This window comes from Pseudosporangium ferrugineum (assembly GCF_003002065.1).
GTDB lineage: Bacteria > Actinomycetota > Actinomycetes > Mycobacteriales > Micromonosporaceae > Actinoplanes > Actinoplanes ferrugineus_A.
Window position 1 is genome coordinate 41597 of record NZ_PVZG01000013.1, and the last position, 17029, is coordinate 58625.

Below are 17029 nucleotides of genomic sequence, written 5' to 3' on the forward strand. Positions count from 1 at the left end.
CTGCGCGGCACAGGCCCGAGTGGCTCCGGGCGGGTCATTTGTCTGAGCGGCCCAGGGGTGATCGACGCAGTAGCGATTCGGGTGTGGATGGGCGAATTGGTGGTGGCGAAGAGTGGGAGCGATAGACGGCAGTGGCGGGTGTTCTCATGCATGTGACCCGGTGAAGCTTTGTCCACTGCATACGTTGATCAACAGTGGGTGGCGCTTCGGGTGATGTGACTTGATAACGCTTTCGTATCGACGTACGGAAGATTGGCGATTTTGGTCCGGGGTTTTCGGGGTGGCCGGGCTGTCGGGTGGATTCGCTGGTCCGGGGCTGTGCGGGGGATTCGCCGCGGGTGGGGCGGGCGGCGATCGGGTGCCTACGGTGTGTTGACGCTGGCCGCGGCGGACGTCCGACTTCGACCATATTGTCAATGGTGGATGGAGGAGATCCGCTCCTTGCCGGTAATCTGCTCGTCCGGACTCATGGAAATGATTGTCCACTGAAGACTGATCAGTCTGAAGTACGGGGAGGAACATGCGAACCAATCAGCTCGCGCGCCGTCGTGGCGTGCGTGCCGTAGCCCGGCTCGGCATCATTGCCGGTGCCGTCGGCGTAGCGGCTCTCGCGGGGGCGTCCGCCGCGGCTGCGTCCACCACGCAGATCTACACCCGCGGTGTCGTCGTGCTCGACGAGCCCGCGGTCACGACCGGCGACTCGGTCACCAAGGCCGCCGATGAGGGCGACGAGCCCGGCTCCGACGACCCGGACAACCCGGGCGGTGGCGGCGGCGGCGATGAGCCCGGCGGCGGTGACGAGCCCGGCGGCGGCGATGAGCCCGGCGGTGGCGATGAGCCGGGCGGTGGCGGCGGTGACGAGCCCGGCGGCGGTGGCGACGAGCCGGGCGGTGGCGGCGAGGACCCCGGTGGCGAGGATCCGGGCGGCGAGGACCCGGGTGGCGAGGACCCCGGAGGCGAAGATCCGGGCGGCGAGGACCCGGGCGGCGAAGATCCGGGTGGCGAAGATCCGGGCGGTGAGACGCCCGGTGGTGGCGGCAACCCGACCGACCCGACGACTCCTCCGGGTTCCGGTGAGGGTGGCGGCACCGGCGACAACGACGGATCCGACGATGGTTCGGACGGCGGTGACGACAAAGGTGGCGGCAACGGCGGTGACGACAACGGCGGCGGCAGCGGCAACGGTGGTACGAACAACGCCGGCGGCACCGGCGGTGGTTCGAACGGCGGCGGCCTTCCGGTCACCGGCGTCAACGTGGTCAGCATCGCGGGCGTCGGCGCGGCCATTGCCGCGGGTGGTGTCGGTCTCATTCTCGTGACGCGTCGTCGTCGCACCGAGGACGTCGAGGCCTGAGTGGCGTCGCGCGCCCGAGTTCGCTGAGCGGCCCGGGCGCGCGGTTCCCGGTCGGCCCTCGGGCCTTCTGGGCTGCGGGTCCATTCGTATTCGTGGATCTTCGCGGGGCTCGCCGATCGCCCCCGACTGGTAATCTGCATCGTCGTGACAGACGACTCCCGCGGCGCCCGGAGCGGTGGCCTCCCCCTCCCCGGGGACGCCGGTGCAACGCCCGCGGCCGGGCCGGTCCCGGGAGCGGACGATCCCGCCGAAAAGGCCGCCACGCAGCAGGCCGGCGGCTCCGCGGGGCCGGGCGGGGAGCAACGGAACAGCGCAGCCGAGGGGATGGGTCCGGTGAGCGAAACGGCCCAGGCATACGGTACGGCTCCGGGCGAGCGGCCCGGCGGCGACGCAGCGGGCGCGGAAGGGACAGCGACCGGCATCGCGCACGTCCCGAATGGACCGGCCGCGGCCGGTGCGCCCCCGGCAGGCGGGCCGCCGATCGACGTCAACCCGGCCGACGGTACGGACCCCGCCTACTACCACGCGGCGTCCTCCACGCCCCAGTTCGGCGCCCACTACGGCGGGATACCGACGCAGGGAACGACCCCGTCCTACGGCCCGTTCCACGGCACTCCGCACGACAGCCACTCCACCGCGGCGCCGTGGAGCCCCGCGGCGCCACCGGCTGCCACCCCGGCCTCGGGCGCCGCACCGATCCCCGGCGCCGCACCGACCCCGGGCACTGCATCGATCCCGGGTTCTGCGCCGATGTCGGGTGGTGGTCCGATCCCGGGTGCTGCACCGATCTCGGATGCCGGTCCGATCTCGGGGGCCGGCCCTGCCTCCGGATGGCCCCCGCCGGAGGCCGTGACGCCGACCTCCGGCGCCGGCGTGGACGAGTACGGCCTCGATATCGGCGGCCCAAGCCACTTCGGCCCCACCAGCGGCGCGGGCGCTCCGGGCGGTTTTGCCCCGACGAGTGGTGCGGGCGCTCCGGGCGGTTTTGCCCCGACGAGTGGTGCAGGCGCTCCGGGTGGTTTCGCCCCGACGAGCGGCCCGGGTGCTCCGGGCGGCTTCGACCCCACAAGCGGCGTAGGCGCCCAAGCCAGCTTCGCCCCACCAACCAGCCCAGGCATGTCCAGCCCGGTCATGTCCAGCGGCGGCATGGCCAGCCCCGGCATGACCGGCTCCGGCTCGATCCCCGACGCCGACCGTTTCGGCTTCGAGGTCGCCCCCGCCTACGGCCCCGGCCCCCGCATCGAGCCCACCCCCAAGCAACCCCGCGGCCGCTTCCTCATCCCCGCCCTCGCCGGCCTCGTCACGGGGCTCCTCGTCTTCGGTACGGCCGGCTGGTTCCTCGGCCGCTCCACCGCCCCCGGCCCGGAGCCCGTCGTCGCCCAGCCCACCCCGTCCCCCACCGCCTCCACCCCAGCCCAGGGCGTCTACGAGCAGAACCAGATCGCCATCAATCAGCCGAAGTTCTCCGGTTCGCTCGGTCCTGTTTCGCAGGGGTGGCTGCCGTACCTCTCCGGTTGTTCGCGGAACGGCGAGAAGAGCGGGCCGAAGCTCAACAAGGGCGAGAAGGCTCGCGTACGGTGCGAGATGGACGCCATGAGTGTGATCTTCGTCGAGTACGTGACCACTGCCGACCGGGACAAGGCGCGGGTGGCCACGCTCGGGCAGAACGTCGACGCTCGTACGCTGACCCCGGGTGTGGGGGCCGCCGCCGAGCGGGCCGCTCCTTCCGGGCGTACCTCCGGAAATTATGTCGAGTACGCCTACAAGGTCTCCGGCCGTACCGTCGCGGGCATCTGGTGGGACGACACGGCCACTCCTGTCGCGGCGTATCTGCTCGCGTACTGGAAGGAAGGGACCGGCGAGAAGTGGGAGCCGATGCGCGACGTCTGGGCCCGCTACGCCTGAATTGCCCCTCAACGTACCTGAGCAGGGCGTGAGTGAGTCTGTGCCGTACGTCCCATCCGCTGCCGAATCATGAGTCCTTGACCGAACCGGCTCTCGCGACCTAGCCTCGCGTTACAAAGGTTTGCTCGACCATCGAAGGCTAAGCGCACAACATAGATCGCATTACTTTTCGGCATCACTTCCGGTCCTGGTTCGATCGCCCGGCGACACCATCGCCGCCAGCGGACGACCTCCGGCGGGCGGAATGTCCGGCGACGCCATCGCCGGCACGGACCCTCCACCGACCGGCGGAACGCCGGGCGAGGTCCTCCCCTCGCCGCGGGCGGACCATCCCTGACCCACCGGCCACCGATCCTGACCACGGCCACCGGCCACCGGTCCTGACCGACGGCCACCGGCGAGCGATCGCCGGGGACCCGAGCCTCGCCGGCCCGGGCAGCCCACCCGATGAAAGGATTCATCGAAGGGCCGCTCACCGGCAGAACGGCTGCACCTGCGAAAAGCCCGGCCACACCGACCGACCAGCCTCCGGCAACCCCCGCCGGCACCGGCCGACCGGCAACCCAGGCAGGCAGGCCTGCAAGCCAGCCAGGCAGGCAGGTAAGCCAGGCAGCAGACAGGCAAGTCAGGCCCCAAGGCGCGGCCCCAAGGCACGGCAGCAAGGACCGAAAGACAGACGGACCGGAAGGCAGATACCGAAACACCGAGCCGCCGCCCGACGGAGCCCAACAGCCCCCCGAGCAAGGCGCACCCCCCGCCCGCAGACCGCGCGGACGGCGGTAAGCATCACCAGCGGTCGCCGACCGGCAACGGCACCCCGCGGCTCCCAGCCGCGTCGGCCCCCGACCCGGCTTGCGACCGTACGCGCGGTCATTGGCCTTTGGTCGGGCATCCCTTACCCGCGCTTCGCGCAGGACATCGAACGGTCCGCATTTCTGCGGCGTGGCGAAGGGAGTGTGGCGGCGAGATGACGCCCCTGGTCTGGGTGCTCGTGGTGGCGGTCGTCGTTCTCGCCGGCGCCGTCGTGGCCGGTCTGGTCATCGGTGCGCGCACGGTGCGTAACCTTCAGGAGAGCAGGTCCGCCGATCACGAGAACCGTGAGCGGACGTTGCACGCCGCCAAGGCCAAGGTCGACGACGCGAACGCCAAGGCCGCTTCCGTACGCGCGGAGGTCGCCGCCGCCAAGGCCGAGGCCACCGCCGCCCGGGCCGAGGCGCGCCGGGTTCTGGAGTCGGCGCACGAGGAGGCCGACACGATTCTCGAGCACGCGCACCGCCAGGCCGAGTCCGACGCCGAGCAGGTCCGCACGGCGGCCCGGCGCAGCGGCGAGCGGGAGGTGGCGCTGCTCAACACCACCGTCAAGGAGCAGGCCGCCGAGGTCGAGCGCCGCGCCGCGCGGATCGACGAGCGGGAGCGCCTGCACGCCGACGAGGTCGAGCGGCTGGTCGAGCGGGAGCGCCGGCTGGCCGCGATGGACGCCGACCTGTCCGCGCGGGAGGCCGCGCTGAGCGGCCGGGAGGCGGAGGTCGCCGAGGCCGAGGAGCAGCGCCGCCGGGAGCTGGAGCGGATCGCGAACCTCACCGCCGAGCAGGCCCGGGCCGAGCTGATCGAGGGGATCGAGGCGCAGGCCAAGCGGGAGGCCGCGATCCTGGTCCGCGACATCGAGACCGAGGCCAAGCGCACCGGCGACACCCGGGCGCGGCACATCGTGGTCGACGCCATCCAGCGGATCGCCAGCGAGCAGACCGCGGAGAGCGTCGTCAGCGTGCTGCACCTGCCGAGCGACGAGATGAAGGGCCGGATCATCGGCCGCGAGGGCCGCAACATCCGGGCGTTCGAGTCGACCACCGGGGTCAACCTGATCATCGACGACACCCCCGAGGCGGTGCTGCTGTCGTGCTTCGACCCGGTGCGCCGCGAGGTCGGCCGGCTGACCCTGGAGAAGCTCGTCCTCGACGGCCGCATCCACCCGCACCGCATCGAAGAGGTGTTCGAGAGCGCCAAGAACGAGGTCGACCGCCTCTGCGAGCGGGCCGCCGAGGAGGCGCTCGTCGACGTCGGCATCACCGATCTCCACCCGGAGCTGGCCACGCTGCTGGGCCGGTTGCGCTACCGCACCAGCTACGGCCAGAACGTGCTCAAGCACCTGGTCGAGACCGCGCACATCGCCGGCATCATGGCCGCTGAGCTGGGCCTCGACGTGGCGACGATGAAGCGCGCGGCGTTCCTGCACGACATCGGCAAGGCGCTCACCCACGAGGTCGAGGGCAGTCACGCGCTGATCGGCGCGGACCTGGCCCGCAAGTACGGCGAGTCCGAGGACGTCGTGCACGCCATCGAGGCCCACCACAACGAGGTGCCGCCGCAGACCATCGAGGCCGTGCTCACCCAGGCCGCCGATGCCTGCTCCGGCGGGCGGCCGGGCGCCCGGAGGGAGAGCCTGGAGGCGTACGTGAAGCGCCTGGAGCGGATCGAGGAGATCGCCGGCGGCAAGCCGGGCGTCGACAAGGTCTTCGCCATGCAGGCGGGCCGCGAGATCCGGGTCATGGTCCGTCCCGAGGACGTGGACGACATCGGCGCCGCGGTGCTGGCCCGCGACGTGGCCAAGCAGATCGAGGAGGAGCTGACCTACCCGGGCCAGATCCGGGTGACGGTCGTGCGCGAGTCGCGCGTCACGGAACTGGCCCGCTGAACCGCAAGATCAAAATCCGGAGGTCGTAGCTCGGTGGGTGGTGCGGACCGCAACTCCCGTCGAGGCCGGGCGCGGGCGGCCGAGGAGCTGACGCTCCAGGACAGCCACCCGCACCCTTCATTCTGCGTGAGTGGTCCCGCCGAAAACCGCGGTCAGCCCTGCGGCTCGACGGCCGTCGCGCCACCGACCGGGGTCAGGGCGCCCGGCGGGGTGGTGCGGCGCGGAGCCCGGCCCGTGCGCCGGGTGCGCCGTTCCAGATATCCGGCGAAGAAGGTCAGCGAGGCGTTCAGCGCCACGTAGATGAACACCGCGACGATCGCCGCGGCCACCGTGTTGCCGAAGTTGGCGCCGAGGGTGTTCACGCCGTCCTGGAGCAGCTCCGTGTAGCCGATGATGTAGCCGAGCGCGGTGTCCTTCACCAGCACGACGAGCTGGCTCACGATCACCGGCAGCATCGCGCGCGCCGCCTGCGGGACGAGGATCTCCCGCATCACGTCGGTCTTGCGCATGCCGATCGCGTACCCGGCCTCGCTCTGGCCGCGGGGCACCGAGCGGATGCCGGCCCGGAAGGCCTCGGCCAGCACCGAGCCGTTGTAGAGCGTCAGGCCGATGACCACGGCCCAGAACGGCGGCATCGGGCTCTCGGTGAGGAACGGGATGCCGAAGAAGATGAAGAACATCATCAGCAGCAGCGGTACGGCCCGGAAGAACTCGACCACCACACCGGCCGGCACGCTGACCCACCAGTGGTCGGAGAGCCGCCCCACCGAGAAGACCAGGCCGAAGATCAGCGAGAACACCATGGCGACGGCCGCGGCGCTGACCGTGGACCACAGGCCCGGCAGGATGTAGTCGGTCCAGGTGGAGCCCTCGAGGAAGGGGCGCCACAGGGGGCCGGCCCACTGGCCCTTCTCGTCGAACTTGCGGTAGATCCACCACAGCAGCGCGAGCAGGGCGAGGCCGAAGACGACCGTGAGGATGAGGTTGCGGGTCTTCGCCCGCGGGCCGGGGTGGTCGTAGAGGACCGCGTCGGTGTTGGTGCTCACCGCTTCACCGCCAGGCGGTTGGCCAGCCAGCCGAAGAGGTAGCCGGTGGGGATGAGGACGAGGGCGAACGTGCCCGCGAAGACCAGGAAGATCGGTACGACCGCGTCGCCGTTCGCGTTGATGAGTTCCTTCATCGCGCTGGACGACTCCATCAGGCCGATCGTGCCGACGATGGTGGAATTCTTCGCGAGGGCGATGAAGATGCTGCCCAGCGGGGCGACCACGGCGCGCGCCGCCTGCGGCAGGATGACCACCGTCAGGGTCTGGAGGAACGACATGCCGATGGCGCGGGCCGCCTCGGCCTGCCCGGCCGGGACGGTGTTGATGCCCGAACGGATCGCCTCGCACACGAACGCGGCGGTGTAGACCGAGAGGCCGACCACGCCGAGCCAGTAGTTGTTGCGGTCGATGTCGTCGGAGAGCTCCAGCCCCAGCGCCGAGTACAGGCCGAAGTAGCAGAAGAAGACGATCAGCGTCAGCGGGGTGTTGCGGAACAGGTTCACCCAGCCGGTGCCGAAGCCGCGCAGCACGGGGATGGGCGAGACCCGCATCGCGGCCAGCACGACGCCGAGCACCACCGACCCGACGGTCCCGGCCGCGGTGAGTTTCAGGATCCAGAGGAACCCGACCTTGTACGTTTCGAAGTTGGTGGGGTCCGAGAAGACGTCCATCGCCCTCGCTTCCTCGCGACGCTGGAGGTGCTGTGAGCCGCCGTCAGGCGACGCCGGTCAAGAAGGGTGCTGCTCGAAGACGGTGCCGGGCCGGGTGACGGCAGCCGCCCGGAGGCGGCGGTAACCCGAGGGCGGCGGTAACCCGAGGGTGGCCGTAACCCGAGGGTGGCCGTAACCCGACGGTGGCCGTGGCAGCCGGGAGGGCCGCGGCCGGCCGGTGACAGAGGGGCGGGGCCGGCTCGACGCCGGCCCCGCCCGCCCTGCGGTGGTTCAGCTGCAGTTGGTCAGCTTGGTGACGTCGAGTTCCGGCGCCGCCTTGCCGCTCTTGCCCAGCGTGTTGTCCCAGGCGGCCTTGTACGAGCCGTCGGTCACGGACGCCTTCAGGATCTCGTTGATCTTGTTGCAGCCCTCGGTGTCGGACTTCTTCAGGCCGATGCCGTACGGCTCGTCGCTGAACTTCTTGCCGACCACCTTGAACTTGCCCGCGTACTGGTCCTGCGCGGCGTAGCCGGCGAGGATGATGTCGTCGGTGGTGACCGCGTCCACGGAGCCGTCCGACAGCGCCTGCACGCACTTCGAGTACGAGTCGAACTGCTGGAGCTTGGCGTCCTTGTAGTCGGTCTGGATCCGCTTGGCCGGCGTGGAGCCGGACACCGAGCAGACCTTCTTGCCGGCGAGACCCTCCGGGCCGGCCAGCGTCGACGCGGCCGGCACGAGCAGGTCCTGGCCCGCGACGTAGTACGGCCCGCCGAAGTTGACGACCTTCTTGCGCTCGTCGTTGATCGTGTACGTCGCCACGACGATGTCGACCTGGCTCTGCTGGATGAACGGCTCGCGGTTCGCCGACACCGTGGTCTTGTACTCGATGCCGGTCTCCGGCACGCCGAGGCCCTTGGCGATGATCTTCGCGATCTCGATGTCGAAGCCGGTGTAGGTGCCGCCGGTCTGCAGGCCGAGGCCCGGCTGGTCGGCCTTGACGCCGACGACGAGCTTCTTCTGGCTGCTCGCCTTGCCGACGATGCCGCTGGCCTTACCCGAGCCGCTGTCGTCTCCGCCGCATGCTGCCGCGGCCATGGCCAGGGCCAGGGCCCCGACGGCGGCCGTCAAACGGGTGATGCGCATCGTCACGCTCCTCATGCTGTGTTACTTGGAATGCCTGTCCGGATTGGACGGATCAGTGCGTCAGGATCTTCGACAGGAAGTCCCGGGCGCGTTCGCTCTTGGGGTTCTCGAAGAAGTCGACCGGCGTGGATTCCTCCACGAGCTGCCCGTCGGCCATGAAGACCACCCGGTCCGCCGCGTGCCGGGCGAAGCCCATCTCGTGGGTGACCACCACCATGGTCATGCCGTCCTTGGCGAGCGACGTCATGACGTCGAGCACCTCGCCCACCATCTCGGGGTCCAGCGCGCTCGTCGGCTCGTCGAAGAGCAGGGCCTTCGGCTGCATCGCCAGCGCACGGGCGATGGCGACGCGCTGCTGCTGGCCGCCGGACAGCTGGGCGGGGTACTTGTCCGCCTGGCTGGCGATGCCGACCCGGTCGAGCAGGCTCATCGCGCGTTCCCGTACGGAATCCGGCTTCTCCTTGCGGACCTTGACCGGACCCAGCATGACGTTCTGCAGGATGGTCTTGTGCGCGAAGAGGTTGAACGACTGGAACACCATGCCGACCTCGCTGCGCAGGCGCGCGAGGGCCTTGCCCTCCGCCGGCAGCGGCCGGCCGTCGAACGTGATGGTGCCGCCGTCGATCGGCTCCAGCCGGTTGATCGCCCGGCACAGCGTCGACTTGCCCGAACCCGACGGTCCGATCACGACGACCACCTCGCCGCGCGACACGGTCAGGCTGACATCCTGCAGGACGTGCAACGGGCCGAAGTGCTTGTTGACGTGCTCGAGGACGATGAGAGGCTCACTCGTCGTCACCGTCTGACCACCGTCCCGTCGTTGGGTTCACTCGGATGGGGTCACTCTAGGGGGACCGGTGTATCGGATCGCCCAGAGAATGGTCACGGAGCAGTAACACCGCAGATGCCTGGGTAAGGGGATGTCCACGATGAGCGGTATGGCTGACGCCGATCCGACCGACGGCCTGTGGAACTGGTGCGCCGCGGGCATCCTTGCGCCGCAGGTCGTGCGCGAGGCCGTGGCCGGCGCGCTGCAACGGCCGGTGACGACCCTGGATGCGCCGGGCGGCGACGCGGTGCTGTGTGACGTCTGGCACGCCGGCGGCGATTTCCCGACGCTCATCGACTGCTACCTCGCCCCCGGGGACCTCGCCGAGGCGACGATCGCCAGCGCCGTCGCGGTCCGGCTCGGCGCCGATCTCCTGCTGCCCGACGACACCCTCAACCCGACCCGGTACGTCCTGGCCGAGCCCGACGGCACGCTGCGGGCCGTGCACGTGGACGAGACGGAGACCGACGACGGTACGGAGCGACGCCACGTACGCCCGTGCACCGGCTCGGATCCGGACTGCGCCGCCGGCCCCGGCTGCTCCCGCTCCCGGTGGAAGCCGGCGCCCGATCGGCCCGCGGCCGCTTAGGGTTTCGGCGCGCCGGGGGACTACCCTGGTCAATTGCCATGACTGAGACTTCGCAGAGCGCCGCGCCCCGCACCTACGACGTGCGCACGTACGGCTGCCAGATGAACGTGCACGACAGCGAGCGCATCTCCGGCCTGATGGAGGACGCGGGCTATGTCCGCGCCGCCGAGGCGGACGCGGCCGACGTCGTGGTCTTCAACACGTGCGCGGTCCGGGAGAACGCGGACAACCGGCTCTACGGCAACCTCGGCCACCTGCGCCCCACCAAGCTCAAGAAGCCCGGCATGCAGATCGCGGTCGGCGGCTGCCTGGCCCAGAAGGACCGCGGCGACATCGTCAAGCGCGCGCCCTGGGTCGACGTCGTCTTCGGTACGCACAACATCGGCTCCCTGCCGGCGCTGCTCGAACGCGCCCGGCACAACCAGGAGGCCGAGGTCGAGATCCTCGAGGCGCTCGAGGTGTTCCCGTCGACCCTGCCCACCAAGCGCGAGTCGACGTACGCGGGCTGGGTGTCGATCTCCGTCGGCTGCAACAACACGTGCACCTTCTGCATCGTGCCGTCGCTGCGCGGCAAGGAGAAGGACCGCCGCCCGGGCGAGATCCTGGCCGAGGTCGAGGCGCTGGCCCGCGAGGGCGTGCTCGAGGTGACCCTGCTCGGCCAGAACGTCAACTCGTACGGCGTCGAGTTCGGCGACCGCCTCGCGTTCGGCAAGCTGCTGCGCGCCTGCGGCGAGATCGACGGCCTGGAGCGGGTCCGCTTCACCAGCCCGCACCCGAAGGACTTCACCGACGACGTGATCGCGGCGATGGCCGAGACCCCGAACGTCTGCCACTCCCTGCACATGCCGCTGCAGTCCGGCTCCGACCGGGTGCTCAAGGAGATGCGCCGCAGCTACCGCTCGGAGAAGTACCTCGGCATCATCGAGAAGGTCCGCGCCGCGATGCCCGACGCGGCGATCACCACGGACATCATCGTCGGCTTCCCCGGCGAGACCGAGGACGACTTCCAGCGCACCCTCGACGTGGTCCGGCAGGCCCGCTTCTCCAGCGCCTTCACGTTCCAGTATTCGAAGCGCCCCGGCACCCCGGCCGCGACGATGGCCGAGCAACTGCCGAAGCAGGTCGTGCAGGAGCGCTACGAGCGGCTCATCGCGACCCTCGAGGACATCACCTGGGCCGAGAACAAGCGCCTGGTGGGGGAGAAGGTCGAGGTCCTGGTCGCGGTCGGCGAGGGCCGCAAGGACGAGCGTACGGGCCGGATGAGCGGCCGCGCCCGCGACGGCCGCCTGGTCCACTTCGCCACCGGCGCCACCGCCCCCCGCCCCGGCGACGTGATCGAAACCCTGGTCACGTACGCGGCCCCGCACCACCTCAACGCCGACGGCGACCCGCTGACCCACCGCCGCACCCGAGCCGGCGACGCCTACGAGGCCGGACGCACCCCCCGCATGCCGGGCGTCTCCCTGGGCCTGCCGACCATCGGCGTCCCGGCCCCCCTCCCGGCCTCCACCGGCGGCTGCGCCCTCTGATGGGCCCCACCGCCGGCGCGCCCGCCCGGCCCGAGGCCGGCGCGCGCGTCCCGCTCCCCGCCGGTATGCGCGTCTTGCGCGCTCCGCTCCCGGTCGGCGTGCGCGTCTCGCTCGCGGTCCTCGCCGGCGGTGGCGTGCGCTGATGGATCTCACGTTCGCCGATGTGCTCGCGGCCCGCGAGGTCGTCCGCCGCCACCTGCCGCCGACGCCGATGTGGAACTATCCGGTGCTCGACGCGGCGGCCGGCGCGACGGTCCACGTCAAGCACGAGAACGTCCAGCCGGTCGGCGCCTTCAAGATCCGTGGCGGCCTGACGTTGCTCGACGCGATGTCCCCGGACGACCGCGCCCGCGGAACGGTCACCTACTCGACCGGCAACCACGCGCAATCCCTCGCGTACGCGAGCGCGCTCTTCGGCGTACCGTGCACGATCGTCATGCCGGCGGCGGCCAACCCGGCGAAAGCCGCCGCGGTCCGCAGCCACGGCGCGGAGGTCGTGCTGACCGGCGACAATCTGGAGGCGGCCCAGCGCCACGCCGAGCAGCTCGCCGAGCGCAAGGGTGCCCGCCTGGTCAGCCCCGGCGACACCCCGGAACTGCTCGCCGGCGTCGGCACCCTCTACCTGGAGATCCTCGAGGCCCAACCGGACCTCGACCTGCTCGTGGTCCCGGTCGGCAGCGGCACGGGCGCGAGCGCCGCCACGGTCGTAGCCCGCGAACTCGCCCCGCGCTGCCGCGTGATCGGCGTCCAGTCCGCGGCATCCCCCGCCGCCCACGACTCGTGGCGCGCCGGCACGCTCCTCCAGCGCCCCAACCGCACCCGTGTGGACGGCCTGGCCACCGGCCGCGGGTACGCCCTGCCCCAGCGCATCCTCGCCGCCGGCCTGGCCGACTTCCTGCTGGTGACCGACGACGAGATCGGCGAAGCCCAGCGCCTGCTGGCCACGCACGCCCACACCCTCGCGGAGGGCGCGGGCGCGGCAGCCCTGGCAGCGGTCCTGACCCGCCAAAACCTCTTCGCCAACCGCACCGTCGCCGTCGTCTGCACCGGCGGCAACGCGGACGCGGCCGAGCTCCGAGCCCTGGGCACCCCGCCCTGACCCCACCGCGCCGCGCCTATCGCTCACTACCGGGCGTCCCGGCCCTCGTAACCACCCGACCCGAGGCCGACGTAACGCACCAGCCCGGCGCCGGCCCGGCGCAGCGCGCGCCCCACCGCACGCCCTCCCGCCGACCCGACCCGGTCTGGATCGGCGGACTCAGACCCACGCCGCACCTGGCGACGGCCGCTACCCGCCCACCCGAGCCCGTTCCCCGTTGCCCCGCCTCCGGCCCCGGCCCCGGCCGCTCTCCCGCTCCCGGCGGCTCGGGTCGGTGATGCGGTACATCAGGCTGACGCTCGCCCGCCGGCTGAACAGCCGCCCCGCGACCGCGCCCATCCGGTTGGCGCGCCCGTCGATCACGCTGGGTCCCGGGTCGCGCCGGGCGAGATGGGCCAGCGCGGTGGCGACGACCGCTTCCGGCGTACGTTTCCTGGCTCCGGCGGTGGCGTCCTCGGTCCCCACGACCTGGTTGAATTCGGTGCTCGTGGCGCCGGGGGACAGGGCGAACGCGACGACCCCGACGCCGCGCAGCTCGACCCAGAGCGCCTCGGTGAAGTGGAGCACGAACGCCTTGGCCGCGCCGTACACGGCCATCCGGGGTGAGGGCGCGTAGGCGGCCATGCTGGCCACGTTGATGACGAAGCCGGAGCCCGCCCCCACGATCTGCGGCAGGAATGCCGCCGTGAGCTGGACCGGCGCGGAGACGTCGACGGCGATCTCCCGGGCGAGACGGTCCGGGTCCGCCTCGGCGAACGCGCCGAAGGAGCCGAAGCCGGCGTTGTTGATCAGGCTGGTCACCCGGATGCCGCGCTGAGCCGTGGCGGCGAGCAGATCGGCGCCGGCCGACGGCACGGACAGATCGGTCGGAATGGTGTGCACGGTGGTGCCGTGGCGGTCGCGCAGCTCGGCCGCCAGGCTTTCGAGCCGGTCGGCGCGCCGGGCGACGAGGACGAGGCCGGCGCCGCGCTCGGCGAGGGCGCGGGCGAAGCTGCGGCCGATTCCGGAACTGGCGCCGGTGAGCAGCACCGTCTGGGTGGCGAAGTCGATGGTCATATCGACACCGTACGCCATCCTGGCACCAAGTGCCAGGATGGCATCTCCTGTAGGGTCGGGGCATGGCGAAGCTGACCGCATGGGACCGTCAGCGCGTCGCGTTGCGGGCGGAGATCACCACCGCGGCGTGCGCGCTCTTCGTCCAGCAGGGGTTCGAGGAGACGACCGTCGACCAGATCGTCGAGACGGTCGGGATCTCCCGGCGCTCGTTCTTCCGCTACTTCGGCAGCAAGGAGGACGTGCTGCTCGGCGACCTGTCGGCCCGCGGCGACGCGGTCGCCCGCGCTCTCGCCGAGCGCCCGGACGGCGAGGATCCGTGGGACGCTCTCCGCGCCGCGCTGGTCGCCGCGGCCCCCGAGACCTTCAGCGACCCCGTGGCGGACCTCGCCATCGCGCGCATGATGCACGAAACCCCGTCGCTCCGCGCCCGCCTCTTCGAGAAGCGCCGGCACTGGACGGACGCGCTCGTGCCACTGACCGCCCGGCACATCGACGCCCCCGACGCGCAGTTCACCGCATCAGCCATCGTCGGCGCGGTCCTGTCCTGCGTCGACACCGCGTCGGACGCCTGGATCGCCAGCGAGGGCAAGGCCGACATGGCCGACCTCTACGACAGAGCCGTCACCGCGATCAGAACCCCCCGCCGGCAAGCAGCCGCCGGCGAGGAGGCAGCGGCCGGCCAGGAAGCAGCCGCCGGCAAGGAAGCGGCTGCCGGCTAGAAGGCAGCGGCCGGCCAGGAGGCAGCGGGCCGCGAGGAAGCAGCCGGCCAGGAGGCAAAGGCCGACAGGCGAGCGCCCCCGCCCGGGGGACGCTCGAAGGGCGGACGACCGGTCAGCCGGCCTGCTCCGCCAGCGACAGGAACTGCTTCTTCGAGGCGAGGGCCTGCTCCGCCTCCTTGATGCGGCGGTTGTCGCCCGCAGCCTGCGCCCGGGCGAGCCGCTGCTCCGCCTCCGCGACCTGCTCGCGCATCTGGCGCAGCAGGGGGTTGTCCTGCGGGGTGGTCTTGCGCCAGGCCGAGTCCATCGCGACCCGGATGCGGTCCTCCGCGGCGCGCCAGCGGCGGTCGAGGGAGGCGGCCGATTCGCGGGGGACGCGGCCCGCGTCGTGCCAGGCGGCCTGGGCGTCGCGGAGCTTGTTCTGGGCGCCGCGGGGGTCGGCGTCGACGTCGATCGCCTCGAGTTCGGCGAGGATGGCCTGCTTCTTCTCGAGGTTGCCCTTGTATTCCGCGTCGCGGGCCGAGAAGACCTCGCTGCGGCGGGTGAAGAAGGCGTCCTGGGCGGCGCGGAAGCGTTCCCAGAGGCGCTGCTCGGCCTCCTTGGCCGCGCGGGGCGCCGCCTTCCACTCGGTCATCAGCTCCTTGAGCCGCGCCGCGGTCGGGCCCCACTCGCTGGACTCGGAGAGCGTCTCCGCCTCCTTGACCAGCTCCTCCTTGGCGGTCTGCGCCTGCTTGCGCTGGCCGTCGAGGGTGGCGAAGTGGGCGCCGCGGCGGCGGGTGAAGCCGTCGCGGGCGGCGGCGAAGCGCTTCCAGAGCTCACCGTCGGTCTTCTTGTCGACGCCGCGGATGGTCTTCCACTCGTCGAGGATCTCCTTGAGCCGGTCGCCCGCGGTCTTCCAGCCGGTGGCCTCGGCGGCGATCGTCTCCGCCTCCTCGACCAGGGCGGTCTTGCGGGCGAGCGCCTCGGTGCGGGCCACCTCGCGGGCGGCCTTGGCCTCGCCGGCCTTCTCCTCGGCGATCGCGGTGAGGCGGTCGAGCCGGGTCGCGAGGCCGTCGATGTCGCCGACCACGTGCGCCTCGTCGAGGGTGGTCCGCAGCCGCTTGATGCTGGTCAGGGAGTGCGACGCGTCGGCGGCGCCGGACTTGAGCCGGGCCTCGACGAGGTCGACCTCCGTGACCAGGTCGGCGAACCGGCGGGCGAAGTGGGCCAGGCCCTCCTCGGGGGTGCCCGCCTGCCATGAGCCGACCACCCGGTCGCCCTCGGCAGTCTTCACGTACACGGTGCCGTCGGCATCCACGCGCCCGAAGGTCGTCCAGTCGTTCATGAGCCCATCCTCGTTCTCCCGGCGTCGCGAGCCTCGCTGCCCGTGACCGCCGCCATAGCGCAGTCGAATGCCATCATTCCATCGGCATTCTTTCTCGCGCATTGTCACAGGTCCAACCCGGTGCCGGGGAAGCGCCCGAGGATGACCGTGACCAGCCCGTTACGGTGACTCCGTGCCGTTGCTCCCACCCCCTCCGGTGGTCGCCGTCGTCGGGCCCACCGCCGCCGGGAAGACCGCGCTCAGCCTCGCCCTCGCCCACGCCCTCGGCGGCGAGGTGGTCAACGCGGACTCGATGCAGCTCTACCGCGGCATGGACATCGGCACTGCCAAACTGCCCCCCGACGAGCGGGAAGGCGTGCCGCACCACGTCCTCGACCTGTGGGACGTCACGTTCCCGGCGAGCGTCGCGGAGTACCAGGAGGCCGCCCGGGCCGCCGTCGAGGACATCGCCGGGCGGGGCCGCGTACCCGTGTTGGTGGGGGGTTCGGGGTTGTATGTGCGGGCCGTTCTCGAGGAGTTCGAATTTCCCGGCACGGATCCCGCCATTCGGGAACGCCTGGAGGCGGAACTGGCCGTGTCGGGCCCCGGGCCGCTGCACGCCCGGCTGCGCGAGGCCGATCCGGACGCCGCGGCGCGGATCCTCGCGTCGAACGGCCGGCGCATCGTCCGGGCCCTGGAGGTCATCGAGATGACCGGCGCGCCGTTCACCGCGGCCCTGCCCGCGCCGAAGCCCTTCTACGACTCCGTCCAGATCGGTGTCGACCGCGGGACCGAGGAGCTCGACCGGCGGATCGCCGAGCGGGTCGACCTGATGTGGGCGAGCGGCCTGGTGGACGAGGTACGCCGGCTCGACCGCGCCGGCCTGCGCGAGGGCAGGACGGCGAGCCGCGCGCTCGGCTACCAGCAGGCCCTCGCGCAACTCGACGGCGTGCTGAGCGAGGAGGAGGCCAGGGCGGACACCGTACGCGGCACCCGCCGTTTCGTCCGCCGCCAGCGTTCGTGGTTCCGCCGCGACCCCCGCATCACCTGGCTGGACGGCGCCTCGGAGACGTTGCACGCGGACGCGTTGGCGGCTTGTCGCGCGGCTGCGCGATGAT

The 17029-nt window shown here is 71.6% G+C and carries 14 protein-coding genes; 7 read left to right on the top strand and 7 right to left on the bottom strand.

Going from position 1 to position 17029, the window contains the following annotated elements; translation table 11 throughout:
• Positions 1–496 precede the first annotated feature (496 nt).
• Positions 497–1438, bottom strand: a complete 942-nt coding sequence (locus CLV70_RS39210) for a hypothetical protein (RefSeq protein WP_146164153.1) — start codon at positions 1436–1438, stop codon at positions 497–499.
• 1032 nt (positions 1439–2470) lie between these two features.
• On the opposite strand from CLV70_RS39210, the gene CLV70_RS25300 reads away from it, so the two are divergent.
• Positions 2471–3259 (top strand): hypothetical protein, encoded by a 789-nt coding sequence (locus CLV70_RS25300; protein ID WP_146164154.1) that lies wholly within the window; start codon positions 2471–2473, stop codon positions 3257–3259.
• Positions 3260–4226: 967 nt separating this feature from the next.
• Positions 4227–5951, top strand: coding sequence for a ribonuclease Y (gene rny / locus CLV70_RS25305; RefSeq protein ID WP_106129101.1), 1725 nt, complete (start codon positions 4227–4229; stop codon positions 5949–5951).
• Between the two features lie 152 nt (positions 5952–6103).
• Here rny and CLV70_RS25310 read toward each other — a convergent pair whose 3' ends face one another.
• The 4 genes from CLV70_RS25310 to CLV70_RS25325 form a co-directional block, all read right to left on the bottom strand.
• Positions 6104–6997: an amino acid ABC transporter permease gene (locus CLV70_RS25310; protein WP_106129102.1), complete on the bottom strand. Its 894-nt coding sequence runs from the start codon at positions 6995–6997 to the stop codon at positions 6104–6106.
• Positions 6994–7668 (bottom strand): amino acid ABC transporter permease, encoded by a 675-nt coding sequence (locus CLV70_RS25315; RefSeq protein WP_106129103.1) that lies wholly within the window; start codon positions 7666–7668, stop codon positions 6994–6996. The genes CLV70_RS25310 and CLV70_RS25315 overlap by 4 nt, the downstream gene beginning before the upstream one ends.
• A 270-nt stretch (positions 7669–7938) precedes the next feature.
• Positions 7939–8790, bottom strand: a complete 852-nt coding sequence (locus tag CLV70_RS25320) for a glutamate ABC transporter substrate-binding protein (RefSeq protein ID WP_106129104.1) — start codon at positions 8788–8790, stop codon at positions 7939–7941.
• A gap of 52 nt (positions 8791–8842) precedes the next feature.
• Positions 8843–9589 (bottom strand): amino acid ABC transporter ATP-binding protein, encoded by a 747-nt coding sequence (locus CLV70_RS25325; protein WP_106129105.1) that lies wholly within the window; start codon positions 9587–9589, stop codon positions 8843–8845.
• A 139-nt stretch (positions 9590–9728) separates the two neighbouring features.
• Between CLV70_RS25325 and CLV70_RS25330 the strand changes: the two genes are divergently transcribed.
• The 3 genes from CLV70_RS25330 to CLV70_RS25340 all read left to right on the top strand — a co-directional run bounded on the left by CLV70_RS25330 (position 9729) and on the right by CLV70_RS25340 (position 12836).
• Complete coding sequence (locus CLV70_RS25330; RefSeq protein ID WP_245908451.1) at positions 9729–10208, top strand: hypothetical protein; 480 nt, start codon at positions 9729–9731, stop codon at positions 10206–10208.
• Positions 10209–10246: 38 nt separating this feature from the next.
• Positions 10247–11737: a tRNA (N6-isopentenyl adenosine(37)-C2)-methylthiotransferase MiaB gene (gene miaB, locus CLV70_RS25335; protein ID WP_106129106.1), complete on the top strand. Its 1491-nt coding sequence runs from the start codon at positions 10247–10249 to the stop codon at positions 11735–11737.
• Between the two features lie 142 nt (positions 11738–11879).
• The gene (locus CLV70_RS25340; RefSeq protein ID WP_106129107.1) at positions 11880–12836 is read left to right on the top strand and encodes a threonine ammonia-lyase; all 957 of its coding nucleotides are present in this window, start codon (positions 11880–11882) and stop codon (positions 12834–12836) included.
• 189 nt (positions 12837–13025) lie between these two features.
• Here CLV70_RS25340 and CLV70_RS25345 read toward each other — a convergent pair whose 3' ends face one another.
• Positions 13026–13892 carry an SDR family NAD(P)-dependent oxidoreductase gene (locus CLV70_RS25345; RefSeq protein WP_106129108.1) on the bottom strand — a complete coding sequence of 289 codons (867 nt, stop codon included), beginning with the start codon at positions 13890–13892 and terminating at the stop codon, positions 13026–13028.
• A 62-nt stretch (positions 13893–13954) separates the two neighbouring features.
• On the opposite strand from CLV70_RS25345, the gene CLV70_RS25350 reads away from it, so the two are divergent.
• Positions 13955–14611 (top strand): TetR/AcrR family transcriptional regulator, encoded by a 657-nt coding sequence (locus CLV70_RS25350; protein ID WP_106129109.1) that lies wholly within the window; start codon positions 13955–13957, stop codon positions 14609–14611.
• A gap of 112 nt (positions 14612–14723) precedes the next feature.
• Here CLV70_RS25350 and CLV70_RS25355 read toward each other — a convergent pair whose 3' ends face one another.
• Positions 14724–15932, bottom strand: coding sequence for a DUF349 domain-containing protein (locus tag CLV70_RS25355; protein ID WP_106129110.1), 1209 nt, complete (start codon positions 15930–15932; stop codon positions 14724–14726).
• A 172-nt stretch (positions 15933–16104) separates the two neighbouring features.
• On the opposite strand from CLV70_RS25355, the gene miaA reads away from it, so the two are divergent.
• Positions 16105–17028, top strand: coding sequence for a tRNA (adenosine(37)-N6)-dimethylallyltransferase MiaA (gene miaA, locus CLV70_RS25360; RefSeq protein WP_245908452.1), 924 nt, complete (start codon positions 16105–16107; stop codon positions 17026–17028).
• Position 17029 lies beyond the last annotated feature (1 nt).